General features: G+C 61.2%; 20 protein-coding genes and 1 pseudogene. 7 read left to right on the top strand and 14 right to left on the bottom strand.

Features of this window, described 5'->3' with window-relative positions; genetic code table 11:
• The first annotated feature begins 118 nt into the window (after nucleotides 1–118).
• The 5 genes from EV281_RS18140 (at nucleotide 119) to EV281_RS18120 (ending at nucleotide 4,264) form a co-directional block, all read left to right on the top strand.
• Complete coding sequence (locus EV281_RS18140) at nucleotides 119–1,150, top strand: methionine ABC transporter ATP-binding protein (RefSeq protein ID WP_132655433.1); 1,032 nt, start codon at nucleotides 119–121, stop codon at nucleotides 1,148–1,150.
• Nucleotides 1,140–1,808, top strand: coding sequence for a methionine ABC transporter permease (locus tag EV281_RS18135; RefSeq protein WP_132654782.1), 669 nt, complete (start codon nucleotides 1,140–1,142; stop codon nucleotides 1,806–1,808). The genes EV281_RS18140 and EV281_RS18135 overlap by 11 nt, the downstream gene beginning before the upstream one ends.
• A gap of 42 nt (nucleotides 1,809–1,850) precedes the next feature.
• A complete protein-coding gene (locus EV281_RS18130) occupies nucleotides 1,851–2,627 on the top strand; it encodes a MetQ/NlpA family ABC transporter substrate-binding protein (RefSeq protein ID WP_132654780.1) in 777 nt (258 codons plus the stop codon).
• 381 nt (nucleotides 2,628–3,008) lie between these two features.
• Nucleotides 3,009–3,929, top strand: coding sequence for a J domain-containing protein (locus tag EV281_RS18125; RefSeq protein WP_132654778.1), 921 nt, complete (start codon nucleotides 3,009–3,011; stop codon nucleotides 3,927–3,929).
• A gap of 2 nt (nucleotides 3,930–3,931) precedes the next feature.
• On the top strand, nucleotides 3,932–4,264 hold the full coding sequence (locus EV281_RS18120) for a chaperone modulator CbpM (RefSeq protein ID WP_132654776.1): 333 nt from the start codon (nucleotides 3,932–3,934) through the stop codon (nucleotides 4,262–4,264).
• A 198-nt stretch (nucleotides 4,265–4,462) separates the two neighbouring features.
• On the opposite strand, the gene EV281_RS18115 is transcribed toward EV281_RS18120, so the two are convergent.
• Both EV281_RS18115 and EV281_RS18110 read right to left on the bottom strand, forming a co-directional pair.
• Nucleotides 4,463–6,055, bottom strand: coding sequence for a bifunctional aminoglycoside phosphotransferase/ATP-binding protein (locus tag EV281_RS18115; RefSeq protein WP_132654774.1), 1,593 nt, complete (start codon nucleotides 6,053–6,055; stop codon nucleotides 4,463–4,465).
• A gap of 201 nt (nucleotides 6,056–6,256) precedes the next feature.
• Nucleotides 6,257–7,240 carry a zinc-dependent alcohol dehydrogenase family protein gene (locus tag EV281_RS18110; protein WP_132654772.1) on the bottom strand — a complete coding sequence of 328 codons (984 nt, stop codon included), beginning with the start codon at nucleotides 7,238–7,240 and terminating at the stop codon, nucleotides 6,257–6,259.
• Between the two features lie 372 nt (nucleotides 7,241–7,612).
• Between EV281_RS18110 and EV281_RS31685 the strand changes: the two genes are divergently transcribed.
• The gene (locus tag EV281_RS31685) at nucleotides 7,613–7,771 is read left to right on the top strand and encodes an SPW repeat protein (protein WP_245508302.1); all 159 of its coding nucleotides are present in this window, start codon (nucleotides 7,613–7,615) and stop codon (nucleotides 7,769–7,771) included.
• Nucleotides 7,772–7,905: 134 nt separating this feature from the next.
• On the opposite strand, the gene EV281_RS18100 is transcribed toward EV281_RS31685, so the two are convergent.
• The 6 genes from EV281_RS18100 to EV281_RS18075 all read right to left on the bottom strand — a co-directional run bounded on the left by EV281_RS18100 (nucleotide 7,906) and on the right by EV281_RS18075 (nucleotide 15,140).
• Nucleotides 7,906–8,898: an oligopeptide/dipeptide ABC transporter ATP-binding protein gene (locus EV281_RS18100; protein ID WP_207896880.1), complete on the bottom strand. Its 993-nt coding sequence runs from the start codon at nucleotides 8,896–8,898 to the stop codon at nucleotides 7,906–7,908.
• Nucleotides 8,899–8,902: 4 nt separating this feature from the next.
• Nucleotides 8,903–9,871, bottom strand: a complete 969-nt coding sequence (locus EV281_RS18095) for an ABC transporter ATP-binding protein (protein ID WP_132654770.1) — start codon at nucleotides 9,869–9,871, stop codon at nucleotides 8,903–8,905.
• A gap of 11 nt (nucleotides 9,872–9,882) precedes the next feature.
• The gene (locus tag EV281_RS18090; protein WP_132654768.1) at nucleotides 9,883–11,088 is read right to left on the bottom strand and encodes an ABC transporter permease; all 1,206 of its coding nucleotides are present in this window, start codon (nucleotides 11,086–11,088) and stop codon (nucleotides 9,883–9,885) included.
• Nucleotides 11,085–12,065 (bottom strand): ABC transporter permease, encoded by a 981-nt coding sequence (locus tag EV281_RS18085; protein WP_132654766.1) that lies wholly within the window; start codon nucleotides 12,063–12,065, stop codon nucleotides 11,085–11,087. The genes EV281_RS18090 and EV281_RS18085 overlap by 4 nt, the downstream gene beginning before the upstream one ends.
• Nucleotides 12,065–13,465 (bottom strand): adenylosuccinate lyase family protein, encoded by a 1,401-nt coding sequence (locus tag EV281_RS18080; protein WP_132654764.1) that lies wholly within the window; start codon nucleotides 13,463–13,465, stop codon nucleotides 12,065–12,067. The genes EV281_RS18085 and EV281_RS18080 overlap by 1 nt, the downstream gene beginning before the upstream one ends.
• A 67-nt stretch (nucleotides 13,466–13,532) precedes the next feature.
• Nucleotides 13,533–15,140 carry an ABC transporter substrate-binding protein gene (locus tag EV281_RS18075; RefSeq protein WP_132654762.1) on the bottom strand — a complete coding sequence of 536 codons (1,608 nt, stop codon included), beginning with the start codon at nucleotides 15,138–15,140 and terminating at the stop codon, nucleotides 13,533–13,535.
• A 126-nt stretch (nucleotides 15,141–15,266) separates the two neighbouring features.
• On the opposite strand from EV281_RS18075, the gene EV281_RS18070 reads away from it, so the two are divergent.
• A complete protein-coding gene (locus tag EV281_RS18070; RefSeq protein WP_132654760.1) occupies nucleotides 15,267–16,154 on the top strand; it encodes a LysR substrate-binding domain-containing protein in 888 nt (295 codons plus the stop codon).
• 69 nt (nucleotides 16,155–16,223) lie between these two features.
• Here EV281_RS18070 and EV281_RS18065 read toward each other — a convergent pair whose 3' ends face one another.
• The 6 genes and pseudogenes from EV281_RS18065 to EV281_RS18040 form a co-directional block, all read right to left on the bottom strand.
• Nucleotides 16,224–17,840, bottom strand: coding sequence for an ABC transporter substrate-binding protein (locus tag EV281_RS18065; protein ID WP_165911919.1), 1,617 nt, complete (start codon nucleotides 17,838–17,840; stop codon nucleotides 16,224–16,226).
• Between the two features lie 31 nt (nucleotides 17,841–17,871).
• A complete protein-coding gene (locus EV281_RS18060; protein ID WP_132654756.1) occupies nucleotides 17,872–18,984 on the bottom strand; it encodes a mandelate racemase/muconate lactonizing enzyme family protein in 1,113 nt (370 codons plus the stop codon).
• 22 nt (nucleotides 18,985–19,006) lie between these two features.
• Nucleotides 19,007–19,070 (bottom strand): annotated as a pseudogene (locus tag EV281_RS31680) (hypothetical protein); the annotation flags it as partial.
• Nucleotides 19,071–19,142: 72 nt separating this feature from the next.
• The gene (locus EV281_RS31450) at nucleotides 19,143–19,520 is read right to left on the bottom strand and encodes an aldehyde dehydrogenase family protein (RefSeq protein WP_132654754.1); all 378 of its coding nucleotides are present in this window, start codon (nucleotides 19,518–19,520) and stop codon (nucleotides 19,143–19,145) included.
• A 2-nt stretch (nucleotides 19,521–19,522) separates the two neighbouring features.
• A complete protein-coding gene (locus EV281_RS18045) occupies nucleotides 19,523–20,773 on the bottom strand; it encodes an iron-containing alcohol dehydrogenase (RefSeq protein ID WP_132654752.1) in 1,251 nt (416 codons plus the stop codon).
• Nucleotides 20,774–20,792: 19 nt separating this feature from the next.
• A complete protein-coding gene (locus EV281_RS18040) occupies nucleotides 20,793–21,797 on the bottom strand; it encodes an Ldh family oxidoreductase (RefSeq protein ID WP_132654750.1) in 1,005 nt (334 codons plus the stop codon).
• Between the last annotated feature and the right edge of the window lie 12 nt (nucleotides 21,798–21,809).

Below are 21,809 nucleotides of genomic sequence, written 5' to 3'. Positions count from 1 at the left end.
ACGAACGCTTAAGAGCATAGGCATGACAACGCAACATCCGGGCCAACAAGCGGCTGCCAACACCGCGGCAAACGGTCAGTTCCGAAGCGATCCGGCGGGCGCGACACATTCGGTGCCGATGGTGGCTTTCCAAGGCGCCGGAAAGCGCTACGGGCCTGCCGGCGAAGGAGGCTTCACAGCCGTCGAGAGCGTCGATCTCACCGTTGGCCGCGGCGCCATCACCGGCATTATCGGGCGCTCGGGCGCTGGCAAATCGACTCTGATCCGCATGGTCAACGGGCTTGAGACCGTAACGTCGGGCAAGGTGCTCGTTGATGGTGTGGACGTGGGGGCGCTCGGCGAGGACGGATTGCGGAGCCTGCGCCGCCAGATCGGCATGATATTCCAGCACTTCAACCTTCTGTCGTCACGCACGGCTTTCGACAATGTGGCGCTGCCGCTGGAGATCGCCGGCGTCGATAAAAAGACGATCCGCACCAAGGTCGGGCCGCTGCTTGATCTCGTCGGTCTCGGCAACAAGGCCGGCAGCTACCCGTCGGAGCTTTCCGGCGGCCAAAAGCAGCGTATCGGCATTGCCCGCGCGCTGGCCACCGATCCGAAACTGCTGCTATCCGACGAAGCGACCTCGGCGCTTGATCCGGAGACGACGCAGTCGATTCTTGAACTCCTGAAGCGGATCAATGCCGAACTCGGTCTCACAGTTCTCCTGATCACGCACGAGATGGAAGTCGTAAAAACCATCGCCAGCCACGTAGCCGTCATCGACGCCGGCCGGATCGTCGAATCCGGCCGCACCTTCGATGTCTACACGCACCCACAGCACGACACGACGCGAACGTTGCTCGCCTCGGCCCTGAAGCTGCCGCAATGGCTGCGCTCCACCGTCAAGCCGCAGCCGTCTGCCGGCGCCCGGGTGCTAGTCCGGCTGGTGTTTTTCGGGGATACAGCTTTCAAGCCGCTCACCGGTCGGCTGGTCGCCGAACTCGACTCCGACCTCAATATCCTCGCTGGCGCGATCGAGGAGATAGCAGGCGAGCCATTCGGTTCGCTTGTCGTCTCCTATTCGGCTGAGCCGGATGTCGTGGCGCGCGCCAATCGCTTCTACGCCGAAACAGGTCTCGCCACGGAGGTGCTCGGTTATGTCGCCTGATATGCTCTTCAACCTGCTCTCCAAGGCGCTGATGCAGACCCTGCAGATGGTCTTCGTCGCCGGTATCGTCGGCTCTATCATCGGACTGCCGATCGGCGTATTTCTTGCCACCAGCGGCAGAGGCGAGCTTTTTCCGGCGCCCACCACCAATCGCATACTCGGCCTTATTATCAATGCGGCGCGCTCGACACCGTTCATCATCCTGGTCGTTGCCATCGTACCGCTGACACGGCTTTTGACCGGTACGTCGATCGGGACCTGGGCCGCGATCGTGCCGCTCACTATCGCCACCATCCCGTTCTTCGCGCGCCTAATCGAATCCGCGATCCGCGAGGTCGACAAGGGCCTGATCGAAGCCGCTCGCGCCATGGGAGCGACACCGTTCCAGATCGTCTTCAAGGTGCTGCTCGCCGAGGCGCGGCCGAGCATCATCATGGCGCTAACCATGACGATCGTCAGCCTGATCGGCTACTCGGCCATGGTCGGGGCTGTCGGCGGCGGTGGTCTGGGTGACCTCGGCATCCGCTTCGGCTACCAGCGCTTCAATCCCGAGATGATGGTGCTCGTCGTCATCGTGCTGATTGTGCTCGTGCAGGTGGTCCAAAGCGCCGGCGACGGGCTTGCCCGGCGCTTCGACAAGCGCAACCGGAAGACCTGATCTCTTACATGCATACCCGATAGACATACCAAGGAGATACCAATGAAGAAGTTCATCATCGCAGCCGCGATTGCGGTCTTTGCTGCTGGCTCGGCCTTCGCCGAAGACATCAAGGTCGGCGTCACGCCGGGCGAGCACGCCCAGATCATGGAAAAGGTTGCCGAAATCGCTAAGACCAAGGGGCTCAACATCGAGATCGTCGAATTCTCTGACTACGTCGTACCGAACCAGGCGCTCGCCGATGGCGACATTCAAGCCAACTCGTTCCAGCACCAACCCTATCTCGACAATCAGATCGCCGATCGCAAGTTCGACCTCGTCAGCATCGGCACGACCATCACCACCCCGATGGGCGTCTACTCCAAGAAGGTGAAGAGCCTCGATGAGTTGAAAGAAGGCGCGACCGTCGCCATCCCGAACGACCCGACCAATGGCGGCCGCGCACTTCTGGTTCTCGCTAGCAAGGGCCTGATCAAGTTCAAGGAAAACCCGGGCATCAAGGTGACTGTCGCCGATATCGTCGAGAACCCGAAGAACATCGAGTTCGCCGAGATCGATGCCGCGCAGCTGCCGCGTTCGCTTGAAGATGTCGATGCCGCCGTCATCAACACCAACTATGCCATGGAAGCCGGCCTGCATCCGAAGACCGACGCTATCGCCATCGAAAGTGAAAAGTCGCCTTACGCTAACGTCATCGTCGTTCGCGCTGCCGACAAGGACGCGCCCTGGGCCAAGACGCTGGTCGAATCCTATCACGATGAAAGCATCCGAAAGTTCATCAACGAGCAATTCAAGGGTGCCTTGATCCCGTCCTGGTAAGGCCGCTACACGCAGTAATGACACGGAACGGTCCGGCCCTGCCGGGCCGTTTTTTGTTGATCGGCGGCTGGAATCGATACGGTTTAAGCCACTGGATTGAATGGCTGGGCGTCCGTGGCGTGAGGCGCCTGAGCCGCAACTCTCAATTTCATCGATATCCGTCCCATTCGCCTCTTTTCGTTGGCTGGTAGAAGTCGGGACGTCGGGATTGCTAGCGGGGCTGTTTCTCATCCGCTTCAACCAACGTTTCGAAGCTGCCGTCCTTTCTAATTATGGAGAATGACAAGACAATCCCGCTCTCCTCTCCCCGAGGCGGGATCGGCAACCTATATCAGCGCCAAATCATTGCGCAGTATTTGCTGCCCTTACACGGAGACCTGTATGAGCCAAGACCCATACGAGCTTCTGGGCGTGAAACGGGATGCGACCCAGAAGGAAATTCAGAGTGCATTCCGCAAGCTCGCCAAGAAGCTCCATCCCGACCTGAACCCCGGCGACAAGAAGGCCGAGGCGAAGTTCAAGGACATTTCTACCGCCTATGAAATCCTGGGCGACGAAGAAAAGCGCGGTCGCTTCGATCGTGGCGAGATCGACATCACCGGAGCCGAGCAGCCGCCCCGCAGCTATTATCGCGACTATGCCTCGGCGAGCGGCCCGGGCGACGCCTACCATAACGGCGCCGGCTTTGCCGATTTCGGCGAAGCCGACGATCTCTTCGCAAGCTTCTTCTCGCGCCGTGCCGCGGGTGGCGGTAGGCAGTTCCGCTCCCGTGGCCAGGACATGCACTTCTCGATGGACGTCGATTTCCTCGATGCCGTCAACGGGACGAAGACGCAGGTGAAGTTGCCGGGCGGACCGGCGCTCGATGTGCAGATCCCGCCCGGCTCGCGTGACGGCCAAACGCTGCGTCTGCGCGGTAAGGGCGAGCCCGGTGTCGGCGGCGGCCCCGCCGGTGATGCGCTGATCGATATCCGCGTACGCCCGCACCGCTTCTTCACCCGCACCGGCGACGATATCCGCCTCGACCTGCCCGTGACGCTTGCCGAAGCGGTGCTCGGCGGCAAGGTGCGTGTGCCAACGCCCTCCGGCCCCGTCAATCTGACGCTGCCGCCCAATTCCAGCAGCGGTAAGGTCCTGCGCCTGAAAGGCAAGGGTGTTCCAAAGCGCGGTGGCGACGCCGGCGATGTCTATGTCACGTTGAAGATCATGCTGCCCGATCAGCCGGACGAGCAGCTGGCTGCCTTCGTCAGGAACTGGGCGGGCGCAAACGCGCATGATCCCAGGAGCAAGATGGAGATCTGACCATGGACGATCATGAATTCCGTCTCCACCTGAAAATCGAAGTGAGCGAACTCGAACTTTGGGTAGAGCAGGGCTGGCTAGTCCCTGCCATACGTGAGGGCCGGCGCCGGTTCGGCGATGCCGATCTCGCCCGCGCCCGTCTCATCTTCGATCTGACGCACCGCATGGGCGTCAACGAGGCCGGCGTCGATCTCATCATGGACCTGGTCGATCAGTTGCATGGTATGCGCGGCACCATGCGCCAGCTCGTGACGGCGATCAACAGGCAGGATGTGGAGATCCGGCAGCGACTGCTTGGCGCACTGGGCGAACTCGACGATATCGGCCGCTTATAGATCAGGTACGGCTTTCACTAATGTCGTCCGGCACTCGCTTGTGCACGTTTCCTGGTCTCTAACGACAATGCTCCGCAAGGGGCAAGACTGAGATGCCGCACGACCCGTGACGGGCCGGTGACCTGTGGCAAGGCAAGCTGTTCGGGCACCTCAATTCGCCGCGACATGCTTGTCCGTGCAGGCCTTCACCGCTGCCAGTCACGGAGCCGCATTTGGATGGCTTGAAGAAGCCGGCCGGCCTTCGGCATTCGCAAGGGTGGGCTCCGAACCTTTCTCCCCGATGAGATGGATGATTTCATCGGCGATCCTTTCTGCAGGCCGGGTGGCGTCAAGGCGCGGCCATGCAACGTCACCCGTGTCGTGTGCAAGCTGATGCGCCAGGATATCGATCGTTGCATCGGATGGGCCGCCGGTCCGCGCCGCAACGCGCCGCAGCAGCAATGCCGCATCAGCTTCGAGCCAGAAGGCCGAGAAAAGATGGTGGCCTTCTTCTGCCGCTTCGTCGATCATCCGCCGGTTGGCGGGCTTGTCGAAGACTGCATCCGCCACCGCCGAACCGCCTTCAGCAAGAATGAGCCGGGCGCGCCAGGCCATCTCCTGATAGACCTTTGCGGAAATCTCGGGTCGATATGCGGCCTGCGGCAACCTCGTCTCGGCCGGAACGCCATGCATCGCCTTGCGAATGCGGTCGCTTTCGATGATACGCGCGCCTGGCGCCAGACCGATGCGCGGCGCCAGCGCTTCCGCAAGCGTCGTCTTTCCCGATCCGCTGAGGCCGCCAATAGCCACGAGCCGTCCCGCCGCCGGCTGCAGCAAGGAGCGGGCAAGCTCAAAATAGGAGCGCGCCTCGCCGGCCAGCATCGCCGCCCGTTCACCCGCGTCTTCCGCCTGGGTGGCGGTCACATGCGCCCGCACAGCCGCGCGCACGGCGATGAAGAAAGGCAGCGCGGCAAAGCCGGCTTCCTCGTCCATCTCGTCAAGATAACGGTTCATCACCAGATTTGCGTATTCGGGATGCCCGCGATGCCAGAGATCCATCAACAGGAAGGCAAGGTCGTAAAGGATATCGGTCGTCGCGATCTGATCGTTGAACTCGATACAATCGAACAGGCAGGGTTCGCCATCGAGCAGGAAGATATTGCGAAGATGAAGATCGCCATGACAACGCCGAACCTTGCCCGCCTGTTCCCGCTGGTCCAGCAATCCCGCCAGTTGCGCCAGACGGCGATCGAAGGCCGCTGTCAGTTCGCGAACCTCTTCGGCAGAAAAAACATGGCTGGTCGCAAAGCCGGCCTCGTTGACCTTCAAAACGGCAGCCATATTGGCCGCGCCTGAGCTGTCATGGATGATCGGGGCGAGACGGTGGAACCGGACGATCGCCTTCGCCAGCGAGCTCACCATCGATGCCGTCAGTCCGCCTGACGTGGCGACACGGTCGAGCAACAGCGACTGATCGAAACGCTGCATCTCCACGAGAGCATCGACCAATTGCCCCTGGCCGTCGAGCGCAAGATTGCCGTCCCCTTCCTGCGTGATCGTCCTGACGCCGAGATAGATGCCGGGCGCGGTCGGGGCATTCAACTCGATTTCCTTGCGGCATGCGGCGAGGCGTATCTCCGGAGAGGAGAAATCGGCATAGGGCAGCTTCACGGCGCGCTTCATCTTGTACGCCCGCTCCCCGGCCAGGAATATCCGCGATATATGCGTCTCGATCGTTTCGACAGGCGCAGCATTTCGGGACAACGTGTCCCTGAGAAAGGAAATGGTTGCCGACTGGTCTTCGGTGATCATCTGCAGACCTTTCAGTTCCCCTGGCTTCGTCAGTATTGCGATCCTCCCATGACAACGCATTGACCCGCATCAATGATCGGATCGATGCCGCAGAATAGGGAAGAATCGACACCGTGGCGCTGGCGGGGAGATGATGATGGGCCTGTCTTTATCAAGACGATCGAAACCGGATCCGATACCGCCCCATCCCGATAGCGCCACTCAAGGCTTCAGGACAGCCGCGCCGCTCAGACGGCCGGCGCGCAGATCGTCAAGCGCCGCATTGGCATGCGCAAGCGGATAGGTTTTCGTGTGGGTTCGGACACCTGCCTGATAGGCAACGGGGAAGAATTCCTCGGCGTCCTTCCTCGTTAGATTGGCGACCGAAACCACCGCTCGCTCCCCCCAGATCAGCGAATAGGGCATTGCGGGCAGGTCGCTCATGTGGATGCCGCCGCAGACGACCCGGCCTCCCTTCCGCACCGCCTTCAATGCGGCAGGCACGAGTTCGCCGACGGGCGCAAAAATGATGGCCGCATCGAGCGCTACAGGCGGCAGTTCATGCGAGCCTCCTGCCCAGACGGCGCCGAGTTCGAACGCGAAGCGTTGCGCTGTCTCATCGCCCGGGCGAGAGAACGCGTAGACCTCGCGGCCCTGCCAACGGCAGATCTGCGCGATGATATGCGCGGCCGCGCCGAACCCGTAGAGCCCTATCCTCTTGCCGTCACCTGCCTTCTTCAGCGAACGCCAGCCGATGAGGCCCGCGCAGAGGAGCGGCGCAAGCGCAACGGGATCGGCCGAACTGTCGAGTACAAAGGCATAGTCGGCATCCGCAACGACATGGGTGGCAAAGCCCCCGTCACGCGTGTAACCGGTAAACTGTGGCTCGTCGCAGAGGTTTTCCTCTCCGCTCCGGCAGAAGGAGCAGCAACCGCATGTGTGACCGAGCCAGGGCACGCCGACCCTTTGCCCGATGCGCGACGGCCCGACCCCCTCCCCGACCGCCTCGACGATGCCGACGGTCTCATGGCCGGGAATGAGCGGAAGCTTCGGATTGGGGAGATCGCCATCGCAGACATGAAGGTCCGTCCTGCACACGGCGCAGGCCTCGACCCTCATCATCAATTGCCCCGCTGCGGGCACGGGATCAGGCCGATCCATCGCACGCAGGGGCGTCCCGATCGCTTCCAGGACCATTGCCTTCATGAGCTGCTCCTCATCGTCAGGATGTCATGATCTTGAAATCACGACAAACGGTCATTGACGGTTGTCAAAAACAGGCCATGTGCGCCCATGGGAATTCGTCTCCGCGAGGATTTGATCCGACGCAATGGGGCCGCCAGCTGTGATTGGCTTTCGTGAAATCAGGGAGATCGAGAAATGGAACGTCGTCGCTGGCAAGACCACAGCGCCTTCATCATCGCTGTATAGCTTATCGCCTCCCCCTGGGCACTTGGAAGCTTCAGTCCGGATTCTGTACCGCTCGGCACTGACGCCTGGAACGTCCTCATCTGCGGCGTCGCCGTCGCCATCCTCAGCGCTGCAGCACTCGCCTCCTACCGTCTGTGGGAGGAGTGGGTGAATCTCTTGATCGGTATCTGGCTTATTGTTTCGCCATGGATATTCCGCGACGCCGCAAAGCTGATCTTCTTCTGGAATGCACTGATCTGCGGCATCTTTCTTGTGGTTCTCGGCCTATCCGTTCTTCGCAGCACGAAAGCGCGAGAAGGCCGCTGAAGAACCCTTACTGCTGTGATCGGACCATCAGACGATGTCGAGACTGGTAATTCGGCGCTTTCGGCGACTCAGTCTGGCGCTCAACGCATGATGCCCACCGGCGCTGGCAGATGCCCGTGATTTTTCGGGCCTCTTCAACCCGGCTCGATGTTCAGGCACGCATGCATATGCCCCGGTGCCGCCTCACGCAATTCCGGTCGCCTGGAGCAGCATTGGTCCGTCGCCATCGGACAGCGCGGATGGAAATGGCAACCGGACGGGGGATTAAGCGGCGACGGGATTTCACCGTTGATTGGCATGAACTGACGGCGCTGGAGAGAAATCTTCGGCATACCGTCGAGCAGCATGCGCGTATAGGGATGCGTCGGGGCGGCGAAGAGCTGCTCGGTTTCCGCAAGTTCCACAACACGGCCAAGATACATGACGGCGACGCGGTCGCAGAGATGGCGGATGACGCCGAGGTCGTGGCTGATGAAGATCATGGCGAGACCGCTGTCACGCTTGATGTCCATCAGCAGATTGATGATCTGAGCCTGCACCGAAACGTCGAGAGCCGCCACTGCCTCGTCGCATATCAGCATATCCGGCTTGACGGCGAGCGCCCGTGCAATGCCAACGCGCTGGCGCTGGCCGCCGGAAAACTGGTGCGGATAGCGGTTGATGCTATCGGCCGGCAGACCGACGCGAGCGAGGATGTCGATGACGTAGTCGCGCATCTTCGAGCGCCGCACCAGGCCATGCAACACGGCCGCCTCGCCGACGATCTCGCCCACCCGCAAGCGCGGATTGAGCGAAGAGAGCGGGTCCTGGAAGACCATCTGAATCTTCAGTGCGTCCTTTTTGCGAGCAAGGAAGCTCTCATAGACCTCGCCTCGAAATCGCCGCTCGCCTGAGGAAATCGGCAGGATGCCGGCAATCATGCGCGCCAAAGTCGATTTCCCGCAACCGGACTCACCGACGACGCCGAGCGTTTCACCGGCCTTCAGCGACAACGAGACGTTGTCGACAGCACGCAGGGCGGCGGGCGGATGGATGTCAGCAAGCCTGTCCACCAGTTTCTGCAGGGCGCTGCGCCCCACCATGAAGCTGCGCGACAAATCCTTCGCCTCGAAAATGGTCTCGTTCACGCTTTCAGTCCTCGAATGGGTGGTAGCACCAGATGCGGTGCGTGGCAGATGCCTCCGTCGCCGACACCGGCTCATTGCAGACCGCTGTGGCACGCTCGCAGCGGCTCGCGAAGGGACAGCCCTTTCCGAGCGTCAGCAGCGAAGGCATGTTGCCCGGGATCTGCTTCAGCTTCTCGCCCGGCACGTTGCGCGAAGGCACAGAATCGAGAAGCTTGCGGGTATAGGGATGGCGCGCCGCCCCGATGATTTCCTCGGTCGTGCCGACTTCCATCGTCGCGCCGGCATACATGACCATGATCCGGTCGGCGAGTTCGGAAAGCGTCGAGAGATCATGAGTGATCCAGATCATGCCGAGGCCACGCTCGTCGATCTGGCGGCGGATATGGTAGATGATCTGCGCCTGGATGGTGACGTCGAGCGCCGTCGTCGGCTCGTCGGCGATGATCATGTCGGGATTCATCAAGAGAGCAGTGGCGATGACGACGCGCTGGCGCATGCCGCCGGACATTTCGTGCGGATAGGCGTTCAGCCGCTCTTCGGGAGAGGGAATGCCGACCGCTTTCAGCGCCTCGATGCAACGGTCGTGCATTTCCCTGCGGGAAACGTTTTCGTGCTCGCCGATCGCCTCATACATCTGGTCCCGCACCCGCATCAGCGGGTTCAGCGTCATCAATGGGTTCTGGAAGACCATGGCAATCTTCCGGCCGCGATAGGGGCGCATCTCCTTGAAACTGAGCGCGGTCAGTTCCTCGCCGTCAAGCATGATCGAGCCGGAGACGATACGGCCGGGCTCGTCGATCTGGCCCATGATCGACATGCCGGTCACCGATTTGCCCGAGCCGGATTCGCCGACGATGCCGAGCACTTCGCCGCGGCCGAGATTAAAGGAAATGTCGCGCACCGACTTGATCACTCCCTGACGGGTGAAGAACCAGGTATTGAGGCCGTCGACCTGAAAGAAGGGTTTTGTCATCTCCGGCTCCTCTAGCGGTCGAGTCGCGGATTGTTGAGATCGCGCAGCCGATCGCCGAGCAGGTTCATGGCGACGATCATCACCAGCAAGGCAACACCCGGATAGATGCTGATCCAGTATTTATGCGAGAAGATGAATTCATAGCCGCTGGCAATTAGCATCCCGAGCGAAGGGCGGGTCAGGGGCAGGCCGACGCCGAGGAAACTCAGCGAGGATTCCAGCGAGATCGCAGCGGCGATATTGAGCGTGAAGAGCACGATGATCTGCGGCATGCAGTTCGGCAGCACGTGACGCAGCATGATACGCATCGGCGAAAGGCGCAGACAGCGGGCCGCCTCGACATATTCCTTGCCGAGCTCGCTCATGGCGAAGGAGCGTGCCGTGCGCGCATAGTAAGACCATTGCACAATGACGATGGCGAGCACCACCTTGCTGACGCCGTTACCGAGGATGGCGAGGATCGCCAGACCGACGAGCAGTGCCGGCAGGCCGAGCATGAAGTCGACGGCGCGCATGATGAGCGCGTCTGTCACTCCGCCCCGCCAGGCAGAAAGCAACCCGAGACCGGTACCGATCACCAAAGCGGAGCCCGCCGCCACGAGACCGACGAAGACGCTGATGCGGATGCCGTAAAGGATCGCCGAAAGCATATCGCGGCCGAAGCTGTCGGTACCGAGGCGGAAGACGAAGCCGGTTTCCTGATCCATCGACTTCGCGATGGCGACGAAGCTGAAATTCGTCGGAAGCGTTCCGGTCAGCCTGACCTTGCCGCCCTCGGGATTGGTAACCGTCCACCAGGGCTGGGCGATGTGTTTCTTGCCGCCCTCGACTGTCACACCCGCCGGCAGGTTGCGGATCTGCAGGCTGGCGAGCGGCGTGCCTTCCGGTTGGATGCCGACGCTCAGACAGTTCTCGCCGCAGGACGTCGTGACGATCGTCTCGCGGGTCTGGACCGTCGCGGCGGGCTGGGCCGAGATCGCGGCTCCTTCAATACGGAAATCGGCGCGGATCTCTTCACCGCGCAACACGTGTTTGGAGCCGGCAGGCTTCAGCGCATCCGAAAGCTGCAGCTTGGTCAGGTCGTAAGGATCGGTGGGTGAAATCAGCGGCGCAAAGAGCGCGCAGAACACGAAGACGAGACAGATGAGAAGGCTGATGACGGCACTGCGGCTTTCTGCAAAACGCCGCACGAAGTCCCTGAAACCGGTAGTGCTCATGATGCGCGCCTCAGAACGGATTTGACGCGCGGATCGATCGCCATATGCAGGATATCGACGATGAAATTGATGGCGATGAAGAGTAGCGCCGTATAGGTGAGCTGCGCGACGATCAGCGGTCGGTCGAGAACCTTGATTGAGTTGATGAGAAGTTTGCCGAGCCCTGGCCACGAAAAGACTGTTTCGGTGATGACGCCATAGGCGAGCAGATTGCCGAGTTCGATGCCGGTGACGGTGATCAGCGGCACCAGCGCATTGCGCAGGATATGGCCGACGACGACCTTGCGGGTGCGCACGCCCTTGGCATAGGCGAACTTGATGAAATCGAGGCGCGAGATTTCCATCGTTGCTGCGCGCGTGACACGCATCAGGAGTGACATCTTCAGAAGCGCCAGGCTAAAGGCCGGCATGACGATGTGCGACCAGCCATCGAGCGTCCAGAGACTGGTGGTGATGCCGAGATGGGTGGCGACCTGTCCCCTGTCGCCGACGGGCAGGATCGGGAGCGCAATGCCGAAGGCGACGATCAGCAGCATCCCTTGCCAAAAGGTGGGAATGCTGACGCCGATCAGCGAGAAGGCCATGATACCGCGGCCGATCGGCGATTGTGGTCTCAGCCCCGCATAAAGCCCGGCAGGCACAGAAATCGCGATCGCGATAACGAAGGCGACCGCGCCGAGTTCCAGGCTTGCCGGCAGGCGCTGCAGGATGATGCTGACCGCCGGCTCCTTGTAGACGAAGGAGGCGCCCCAGTCGCCATGTACCGCATTGTTCAAAAAGACGAGATATTGCTGCCAGAGCGGCTTGTCGAGGCCGAGCGCGGTGATCGCCACAAGCCTGTCCGTCTCGGAGGCTTCCGAGGAGATCAGGATATCGGCCGGATTGCCGATCATCCAGACACCGACGAAAAGCACGACCGACAGAACAAGGACGACGATTATACTTTGCAGCAGGCGTTGCAGCACGAAGGGGAGCATCAGCGGTCGGCCCTCAGGTAGACGTTGATGTTGCGCGCTTCGGCCGTCGGGATCGCCTCCGCGATATCAGCGGCCAGTGATCCATAATACTGCGCATATTCGGCGCAGATGCCGCTGATGCTGCCCTTTTCGAGTCGGCCTTCGATATCCGAGGCGAGCTGCGCGCCACCCGGCAGATGCGCAAGCTCCTCCAGGAACGGCGACTTGCCATCGGCCGCAGCGATCGCGGCGTCATGCACCAGCTCGTGGCCCCGATGCTTGCCGAGCGTTTTGCCGAGCTGCATCATGGCATATTCGCCGAAGATCGAACCATGCGACAGGTCGAGATTGGCCCGCATCCGTGCCGGATCGACATGGAGGTCACGCACCAGAAGTTCGGTCCGCACGAGGATTTCGGAAATGGCGTTGATGACCTCGGCCAGTCCGTCCTCGAACATCTGATTGGCGCTTCCGTCCGACTCGAAGGGGCGGTGTGCTGTCGCCATCAGCATGCCGGCGCAGGAATAGAGCCTGTTACTGTTGGCGACGATGCCGTAGCAGAGGATGGGGTTGATCTTCTGCGGCATGGTGGAGGAGCCGATGGTGCCTTCGATACGACCCTCATGCAACTCTCCGTATTCTTCCGATGCGCTCTGATAGACCTCCTCGGCGATCTTATGGCAGACGGAGGCCGCAAGGCTCAGTGCATTGACATATTCGCACATATGCGTGCGGATCGCCCGCGAGGGAATTGCCATCTCCCCCATGCCGAGCAAGGCAGCGACACGCGACTGGAAGGCAGGGCCTTCACGGCCGAGCGCCGAGAAGCAGCCGACCGCGCCGCCAGTCATGACCACGAAAGCCCGCTTTTCGGCTTCCTTCAGCCGGTCCGCGGCCTGCAGGAATTCCTCGATCCAGACGGCGACCTTGAAGCCGAAGGTGATTGGCACGGCGTGGCGGTAATGGGTCCGCGCCGCCATGACAGTATTGGCGTGGTTGCGCGCATGGCGTCCGAGATGACGCAGGATATCGGCGAACAGTCCGTCAAGCACCGTCTGCGCACGCTTGGCGACCAGGAGCAGACCTGTCTGGATGACGTTCTGCGTCGTGATACCCCAGTGGACGTAACCGCCGTGCTCGGGTCCGCAGAGCCTGAGGAGTTCGTTGATGAGCGGCATCAACGGATGTCGGGTCGTGCGGTAGGAGACTTCGAGCCTCTGCATGTCGAGACATTCATAGCGGCAATGGCCGGCGATAACAGTGGCGGAGGCCGACGGTATCATGCCGAGCTCCCCCTGAGCGAGCGCCACGGCCTTCTCGACATCAAGGAAAGCCTGGTAGAGCGCAGGTGCCGCAAAAGCTTCCCGCAGTCCTCGATAGTCGTATTGCGACGCGAGCGCGTCGTTGAATTCAGTACCCATCTGGCTTCGAACTCTCGTGAGGAAAGGGGCAAGGCGGAACGAAGCCGCCTTGCCAAGTTACCGCGCGTTATTCGGGACGCGCTGTGTAGAAAATGTTGGTCAGGTTTGCATTGGCATCGAAATGCACGCCGTTGCGCACACCCCAGACGCCGAACTCGTGATAGAGCGGCACCAAAGCCTCGTCCTTGCGGGATTGGGCGACGGCGGAGCGGAGCAGTTCGTCACGCTTGGCGTCGTCGAGCGTCGACTGCGCCTCTTCCAGGAATTTGTCGGTCACCGGGCTCGAATAGCGGCCGCGATTGGCGCCGCCCCAGCCGCGATCCGGATTGCGGGTACCGACGACGTTGATCATCTGGCTGAGGCCTTCGCCGGTATCGGCGGCAGCACCCGCGAGATAGAGGCTGAATTCGTAGGCGCTCGCCTTGGTGAAGTAGATGCTGAGCGGGAAAGTCTCGAGCGTCACGTTGAGTCCGATCTGCGAAAGCATGGCCGTGACTGCCTGAGCCACTTGCGCGCCGTTGACGTAACGGTCGCTGGGCGCGCTCAGCGTCAGCGAGAAGCCGTTCGGATAGCCGGCCTCGGCGAGCAGGCGCTTTGCCTCCTGCGGATCGTAGGGGTAGGGTTCGAGCGTCGGATTATGTCCGAAGATGCCGTCGACGATGATCTGGCTCGCCGGCTGCGCCATGCCACCCATGATCTTCTCGGCGATTTCGTCGCGGTTGATGGCGAGGCTCAGCGCCCGGCGCACGCGCGGATCGAGGAAAGGGTTCTTGCCATTCGTGCCGGAAACTTTCGGCGTCGGTTCCTGGCCCTGGTCTGGCAGCAGGAAGATCAACAACGTCGAAGGCATGGAGGAAAGATGCAGCTTGTCGGAGGACTGGATACTGTCGATGCTGTTGATCGGCACGGCATTGATGACGTCCACCGAGCCACCGAGTAGTGCAGCGATGCGGGCACTGTTATCGGGCAGCGATTTGACCAGCACGGTATCGTAGGCGGCGGGCGTGCCGTAATATTGTTCGTTGCGCTCCAGCGCGATCTCGACATCGGGTGTGAACGTCTTGACCTTGTAATGGCCAATACCGGGCGAGATTTTGCCATTGTTGAAGCCGGCCGTATCCAGCCAGTTGTCATTGCCGCAAGTCTTGTCGTCATAGGCCAGCGTACGGCCCGTGGGGTTTTCGACGATGCCGATATTGCTGAGGCTGCGCAGAAGGTTCGGATCGGGCTTCTTGGTGTCGATCTCGATCTTTCCGTCGCCGATATCCTTGATGCCCGCGATCGTGGCGATGAAACTGGAAAAGAGACCGGGGCTGTTCGGAACGTTGCGCACCCGGCAGAGCGAATAGATCACGTCGTCGGCGCCGAGCGGATTGCCGTCATCGAACTTGGCCTTCGGCTCCAAGGTGACGATCCATTTCGTGTCGCCTTCGATGCGCCAGGATTGCGCAAGGCGCGGTTCGACACTGCCGTTGACGCCGTTGGCATAGACAAGCGCATCCGAGACGTTTTCGCGAAGATCGAAATTGTAGCCGGCGCGGTGGAAGTGCGGATCGACCGAGGTCGCGAGCGCGGCGAGGCCGACGCGCAATTGTTCGGCCGAGGCCGGAACGGCGGCGAGTGCGGTGGCGGTTGCAAGCGCTGCGGCTAGGCTTGCCAGTGACAGGCGTTTCATTGTTCTCCTCCCATTCATTCCTGCAGTAACCGTAATGCCGCTCCAGGAGGCAAAAAATCGAATTTTTTTCCTCTCGATTGAGTTTTTCTCAACGAAAAGTTATGGAGAAGACGAGGAGGATGAGGGATGGTGCAGAGACCGGGGCGGAGCCTGCCGCCGATGACCTCGCTGCCGATTTTCGAGGTGGTCGGGCGGCACATGAGCATCGCCAAGGCGGCTGACGAACTCTGCCTGACGGCCGGCGCCGTCAGTCGGCAAATTCAGAATCTCGAAACCTTTCTCGGCTGCGATCTCTTCGAGCGCTCGCATCGGCGCATTTCGTTTACGCCTGCCGGTGAGGTCTACTGGGCGAAAATTCATGGCTCGCTCGATGCGATCCGCGGTGTGACGAGCGATCTTGCCGTCGGCATCGAACGGCGGCCGCTGGTAATCGGCAGCCCGCGCGTCTTCCTGCAAAAATGCATCATGCCGGCGCTCGGCACACTTTATGCCCGCAACCCCGATATCGTGGTGAAATTCGTCACCAGCGCTCAGGACATCGAGAGCGTCGACGGCACGATTCATGTCGGCGAAGCGGTCAGCCGCAAGGGCTTCGTCTGTGAAATGCTCGGCGACGCCGACCTGACACCGGTCTGTAGCCCCTCGTATCTGCGCCGCGCCCCGAAACTCGAAACACCTGAGGATCTGGAGTGCCATACACTTTTGCGCTCGGCCGAATTCACCCGCAACTGGGAACGCTGGCTCGGCCCCCGCGCGCCAAGGATCTTCGCCCATACGCGCTTCATCGACATGGAAAGCTCCGGGCTTGAACCGACCGCCGCCGTCGAAGGTCTCGGTATCGCCATCGTACGCCGCCGGCTGGTCGAGCAGGAGCTCGCCCACGGCCAGCTCGTCGCCCTCTTCGAAAACGAAACGGTACACGAACACTATTTCTTCCTGTTCGCCGAATCGAAGCTCCGATCCAGAACGTTCCGCCTCTTCCGCAACTGGCTTAGAGAGGAGCTGATGGAGTAGCGGTGCACCGTCTGCCGTACGCCGGCTAGCGACCGCCACCGATCCTCAACCAAACAGGACGATCCCGCCTCAGCCGACGCGTTTGGCTTTTGCGAGCGACCAATAGGCCGGTCCCGACTCGACCTTGTAGCCGATATCGACCCGCGGGTTCCTGGCGATCACGTAGGACAGCGCGATGATCCCAAGCAGCGGCAGGTCCGTCAGCACCTTCTTCTCCGCCTCCTGAATGAGGGCGATGCGCTTGTCGAAGTCCGGCTCGTTCTGCGCTTTGGCAAGGAGGTCGTCGATCCCGGGAATAGCGACGCCGTAGTGGCTGTAATTGCCGCCACCCTTGCCGTCAGTCTTGACCTCCGCGGAAGCGGCGAGCTGCGATGCGAGCGTCAGCGTTGGAACCGGCGGGAAGCTCGAGGAATAAAGCGCGAGCGCGTTCTTGTCCTGGCGATTGTCGGAGTGGAACGTGGTGTGATCGATGATCTTCAGGTCGAGCGTAATACCGGAGGCGCGCAACTGCTCCTGGATCATCAGCATGATCGAGGCATAGTCTTCCCGCTGGCTGACATAGCAGGGAATGGTAACGCCGTTGGGAAAGCCCGCCTCGGCAAGCAGTGCCTTGGCCTTTGCCGGATCCGGTTTGTATTGCAGTTCCGCAGGCAGATCCGCCACCTTTACCGAGCCTGCAAATTGCGAGGCGATAATTCCGACCATCGGGCTTGCGATGCCCTGGAAAGCGGCGGCAATCGCCGCGTTGTCGATGCCATAGCGGATCGCTTGACGGACCTTCAGATTGTCCAGCGGCTTACGCGTCAGATTGATGTTCAGCGTGTTGTGCGAGCCAGGAGCCGTCGCGTCGAAGATGGTGTCAGCCGACCGCTGCTTCATCGTCTCGATCCATCCCGGCGCGCGCACGCCTTCGATCATGTCGACCTGGCCGGCCGCGAAAGCGAGCGTTCGTGCGGTCGTATCGGCGATGAAGGTAATGCGAAGGTTGGGGGTCGCCGGCGGTCCGTCGAAGTGTTCAGGAAAGGCAGTGAGAAGAAGGCCGTCATTGGCATCAAAGGTTTGAAGCTGATACGGCCCAGTACCGATCGCGTCGGTATTGAACCGCTCCCCTTTTTCCTCGAATGCCTTCTTCGACAAGATCGAGACGCTGAGCGTGGAAGCGCAGCTTCCATTGAAGAGCGGGTCAGGGCTCTTCAGGGTGAAGCGGACGGTCATGGGATCGACGGCTTCGCAGCTGGCGATATTGGCGTAGATCACCTTGTTTGCCGTCACCTGCTTGGGGTCGAGCTGCCGCTGGAAAGTGAAGACCACATCGTCGGCCGTGACCTCGCCGTAGTTCTTGTGGAATTTGACGCCCTTGCGGATCTTGTACGTCCATGTCTTGGCATCGGCCGACGATTCCCAACTCTCAGCAATGCTCGGCAGGAATTCATCCGGCTTGACGGCCCAACGACCCTCCGGCGGCTTCACCAGCGTGTCGAAGAGCTGGTTGACCGCCCAGTTGTCACCACCGTTCAGGCCAGTCTGTTGTGGATTGAGGCCGACCGGTGCGCGGGATGCGAGCGCGATCGAAATCGTATCCATATCGCCGGCTCGGGCTCTGCCCAGACCGATCGTCGAAGCGACGGCGGCCGTCGTGACGGCCAGTCCGGACTGAATCAGAAATTCTCTGCGTGACGAGCTCATTTCCTTCCTCCCAAGGATAGTGTTGCTGCGGCTAATGCTGTATTGCGATTTTGCGCCGCTCCATTTCAGCGGCATCGAATTCCATACCGAGGCCCGGTGCCTGCGGCAGTTCGAACCGGCCGTTCTTCGGCTCCGATGGATTGACAAATACGGGAGCTCCTCTCTCCCAGTTATCCGCCAGTTCAACCGGCTTGGCTAAATGCATGATGGTGCTGAGAACGTGAATATTGGCGAGATGGCCGACGGTCGGCTGCGTCTGGTGCGGCACGAGCTCGACGCCGGCGGCATGTGCGATGGCTGCACATTTCATGATGCCGGTAATACCGCCCATCTTGACGATGTCGGGCTGGACCATACGGACACCTGCATCGATGAGATCGCGCAGGGCCTGCAACGTGTAGGTCTGTTCTCCGGCCGAGACGGTAATGTCGAGCCGTTGCGCGACCTCACCCATGGCGCGGACGTTATAGTGCTGCACCGGCTCCTCAAACCAGGTGTAGCCCAGATCCTCCAAGACGCGGCCGACGCGCATGGCGCCGCCGACGGAATAGCCATTATTGGCGTCGAAGCCGAGAACGAAATCATCACCGAGCAGCTTGCGCACGGCTTTTGCCTTGGCGATGTCGCCGGGGATATCGACATCTTGACGGCTACGGTCGCCGTCCCAGCGGATCTTGACGGCAGCTGGATTTTCCTTGGCGACGCGCCTTTCGACGATGCGGACAACCTCGTCGACCGTTCTTGCCGCGTTACCGCCGATCGATGAATAGCAGGTAAGGCTGGTTTTCCAGGCACCGCCGAGCAACTTATAGACAGGCTGCTTGAACAGCTTTCCCTTCAGATCCCAAAGAGCAATATCAAGAGCGGCAAGAGCCGCAGTGGTAATACCTTCCGGTCCGAGCTTCACGCAGCGATGAAAAAGCTGATCGAGCAGAACCGCATGATCGAGAACATCTTTGCCCACCAGAAACGGCGCCATGTCCCGGGCGATGACGACCAGCGAGGCATAGCCCCCCTGCATGGGCGAGGCTTCGCCGAGGCCAAATTCGCCATCCTCCGTCTCGATGCGGACGAACGCGCTCTTCGATGAGCCGGCACCTTCGCCAAGCGTTATCTGAAAAGGTTCAACTTTGGTAATCTTCAATGTTCTTCCTCCCTAATGCGGCCTACCAGGTGGCCGCGATATATTTGGTCTCCGAAGATTCCAGGATGCCGTGATGAGCGCCTTCGCGCCCGAGGCCGCTCTGCTTGACGCCGCCGAATGGCGCGGCGGGTCCGAGACGATGCCGCGGTTGAGGCCGATCATGCCAGCCTCCAGTCGCTTCGAAACGCGCAGGCCGCGGGCGAGATCGCGTGTATAGACATTAGGCTGATGAGCTCGGCAAGCATGTCCTTGCCTTCGATCATCAACTCGAAGCAACGGCGCAGGATCTCCGACTTCCTGCGCGGAGCCGTCGCTGCCCAGGCCGGTCCAGCCTCGTAAGCGGCACTCACAGCATCGAGCGCATCCTCGATCGAGGCGTCCGCCACAGCGGCGATCACCACACCGGTCGAGGGGTCGAAGACATCGAGACGCTTGCCGGACGAACCGTCCCGCGATTTGCCGCCGATGAAAAGATCGGTCGGAACAGATTTGAGATCGAAACCGACCTGCGGGGTAATCTTCTGCGTCATTGTCATCGTCAGTTTATCTTTCGTGCACCTGCGTTGGCTCTCAGGCGGGCCCTATCGCCTGTGAAGGCAGCGTTCACCAGGATCGCCATCGTCGTCAGGTCGAGAGGACGCGGATTGTTCTTGATCAGCCGGGCGCTGCTCATGGCCTGTTCAGCCACCTGGGGCAGTTGCGCCACGACGATGCCTAGATCGGCAATGGTTTTCGGGATACCGATGGACGCGAAGATGGTGGCGACAGCATCGATCGTGGCGTCAGCCCTTTCGGAGATGGACTTGTCCGCAAGCTCCAGCCCCATCGCCTGGCCGATCTCGGCAAGCTCCAGTTCGCAATAGCTGCGGTTGAATTCCATCACATAGGGCATCATTACGGCCACCCCTGCTCCATGTGCGGTATGCGTCATCGCGCCTACGGGATATTGCACGGCATGCGCCGCCGCCGTCCCGGCCGTGCCGAAGGCAAGCCCGGCGGCGGTGGCTCCTAACATCAGGCGTTCGCGGGCTTCCCGGTCATTGCCGTTCTCACACGCGCGCTTCAGGCTGGCGGAAATGTGGGAGATCGCCATCAGCGCATAGGCGTCGCTCAAGGCATTTTTGCCGAGGAAGACATGCTCGTGGACGATGCTTGCCGTCGGCTGGCGACGGATCGTCGTATAGGCTTCGATTGCATGCGTCAGCGCATCCGCGCCGGAGACGGCAGTCAGGACGGGCGGGCAAGAATAGGTCAGTTCGGGGTCACAGATCGCGGTATGGCAGATCAGGTGCGGGCTGGCGATACCAACCTTGATCGCCCGGTCCGGGTCGGTGATCACAGCGACCGGCGTCACTTCCGAACCGGTTCCCGACGTGGTCGGCAGCAGAATGAGCGGCAGGACGGGCCCAGGAACCTTGAATTCGCCGTAGTAGTCCGAGGCCTTGCCGGGATGGGCGAGCAGCAGGGCCGCGACCTTGGCTGCATCGAGGCAACTGCCGCCGCCGATTCCGATGACAAGATCGACGCCGAAGGCCTTGCCGGTTTCGACACCCTTGGCGATACATTCGAGCGGCAGTTCGGCAATCGTGCCGTCGAAGATGCTGAACTCGACGCCTGCGGCCTTCAGCCCATCCATGAGCCTGCGGAAATCGGCGTCTTCACTCAAGCGGGCATCCGTAACGACGAGCGCACGGCGGCCGAGCCTGGCCGCATAGCCTGGAAGTGCGCCGCGCTGACCCGCCCCGAAGACGAGATTGCGCGGTGTGCGCATGGCTCCAAATAGCGACAAATCCAAACCTCCTGAATTTCTATGCCGCGGCCTTGACGCCGGCCAATACCTGTAGGCGTTCCCAGACCTCGTCCGCGATCGGGACGCCTTCGCTCAAGCGCTTGTCGCGGCAGGCGCGGCCACGCTCGCCCGGGACGAGCACCTCGGAAAAGCCTTCCGCCGGCAGTGCATTGCGAATGTCTTGAAGATATGCCTGCAGGTCGCGGCGCGGGCCGTCGATGACGATGAAGAGATCGCCCTTGTTGCAGACGCTGGTATCGTCAAGCGTGCCACGGACGTCACGGCCGAGCGCGGCACCCGTCAGGCTGCTGACCATAAGCTCGAAGCCGAGGCCGAGCGCATAGCCCTTGGCCTGTCCGAAGGGCGCGATCGAGCCGTTCTTTGCCGCATTGGCATCGGTCGTCGGATTGCCGTCGGCATCGAGCGCCCAATGGGGCGGAATCGCTTGCCCGCGGCTGGCGTGATCGTGGATCTCGCCCATAGAGACTAAGCTGGTTGCGGTGTCCATCATGAATGGCTGACCGCCGGTCGGGACGCCGATGGAGATAGGATTGGTGCCGAGCATGGCCTTGCGGGCACCCCATGGATGCACCAGCGCCTCGCTGGTCGAAAGCGCGATGATGGTGAAGCCGTCCGTGGCGATACGTTCGGCGTACCAGCCAAGCATGCCGATATGATTGGAATTGCGGATGGCGCCAATGGCGACGCCGGTCTCCGTCGCCCTCGTCTTTAAGGCCTCCAGCGCCGCATTGGCGATCACAGGCCCAAGGCCCCGTTCGCCGTTAACTGCGAGGAAGGCGCTTCCCCGCCATTCGTGGCTGCCGCGCGCCTTCGGATTGGTCACGCCATTCCGGATACGCCGGATGATACGGTCGAGCCGCAACAGCCCATGGGACGATACGCCGCGCAATTCCGCTTCCATCAGCAGATCGCGCTGTTGGATCGCATGGTCACTAGGGACGCCAGCCCTCTCAAGAGCACAGTCAGCAAGATTCGCGAGACGGGCGGCATCAACAACAGTCACGACGTAAAATCC

The organism is Rhizobium sp. BK418, from assembly GCF_004341105.1.
Lineage (GTDB): Bacteria > Pseudomonadota > Alphaproteobacteria > Rhizobiales > Rhizobiaceae > Rhizobium.
The sequence above is the reverse complement of the archived record's forward strand: the minus strand, read 5'-3'. Positions and strand labels throughout refer to the sequence as shown.

Excerpts from the sequence above, each read along its gene's own strand:
- EV281_RS18140 (WP_132655433.1), top strand. The coding sequence starts at position 119 with ATGGTGGCTTTCCAAGGCGCCGGAAAGCGCTACGGGCCTGCCGGCGAA.
- EV281_RS18135 (WP_132654782.1), top strand. The coding sequence starts at position 1,140 with ATGTCGCCTGATATGCTCTTCAACCTGCTCTCCAAGGCGCTGATGCAG.
- EV281_RS18130 (WP_132654780.1), top strand. The coding sequence starts at position 1,851 with ATGAAGAAGTTCATCATCGCAGCCGCGATTGCGGTCTTTGCTGCTGGC.
- EV281_RS18125 (WP_132654778.1), top strand. The coding sequence starts at position 3,009 with ATGAGCCAAGACCCATACGAGCTTCTGGGCGTGAAACGGGATGCGACC.
- EV281_RS18120 (WP_132654776.1), top strand. The coding sequence starts at position 3,932 with ATGGACGATCATGAATTCCGTCTCCACCTGAAAATCGAAGTGAGCGAA.
- EV281_RS18115 (WP_132654774.1), bottom strand. The coding sequence starts at position 6,055 with ATGATCACCGAAGACCAGTCGGCAACCATTTCCTTTCTCAGGGACACG.
- EV281_RS18110 (WP_132654772.1), bottom strand. The coding sequence starts at position 7,240 with ATGAAGGCAATGGTCCTGGAAGCGATCGGGACGCCCCTGCGTGCGATG.
- EV281_RS18095 (WP_132654770.1), bottom strand. The coding sequence starts at position 9,871 with ATGACAAAACCCTTCTTTCAGGTCGACGGCCTCAATACCTGGTTCTTC.
- EV281_RS18090 (WP_132654768.1), bottom strand. The coding sequence starts at position 11,088 with ATGAGCACTACCGGTTTCAGGGACTTCGTGCGGCGTTTTGCAGAAAGC.
- EV281_RS18085 (WP_132654766.1), bottom strand. The coding sequence starts at position 12,065 with ATGCTCCCCTTCGTGCTGCAACGCCTGCTGCAAAGTATAATCGTCGTC.
- EV281_RS18080 (WP_132654764.1), bottom strand. The coding sequence starts at position 13,465 with ATGGGTACTGAATTCAACGACGCGCTCGCGTCGCAATACGACTATCGA.
- EV281_RS18075 (WP_132654762.1), bottom strand. The coding sequence starts at position 15,140 with ATGAAACGCCTGTCACTGGCAAGCCTAGCCGCAGCGCTTGCAACCGCC.
- EV281_RS18070 (WP_132654760.1), top strand. The coding sequence starts at position 15,267 with ATGGTGCAGAGACCGGGGCGGAGCCTGCCGCCGATGACCTCGCTGCCG.
- EV281_RS18065 (WP_165911919.1), bottom strand. The coding sequence starts at position 17,840 with ATGAGCTCGTCACGCAGAGAATTTCTGATTCAGTCCGGACTGGCCGTC.
- EV281_RS31450 (WP_132654754.1), bottom strand. The coding sequence starts at position 19,520 with ATGACAATGACGCAGAAGATTACCCCGCAGGTCGGTTTCGATCTCAAA.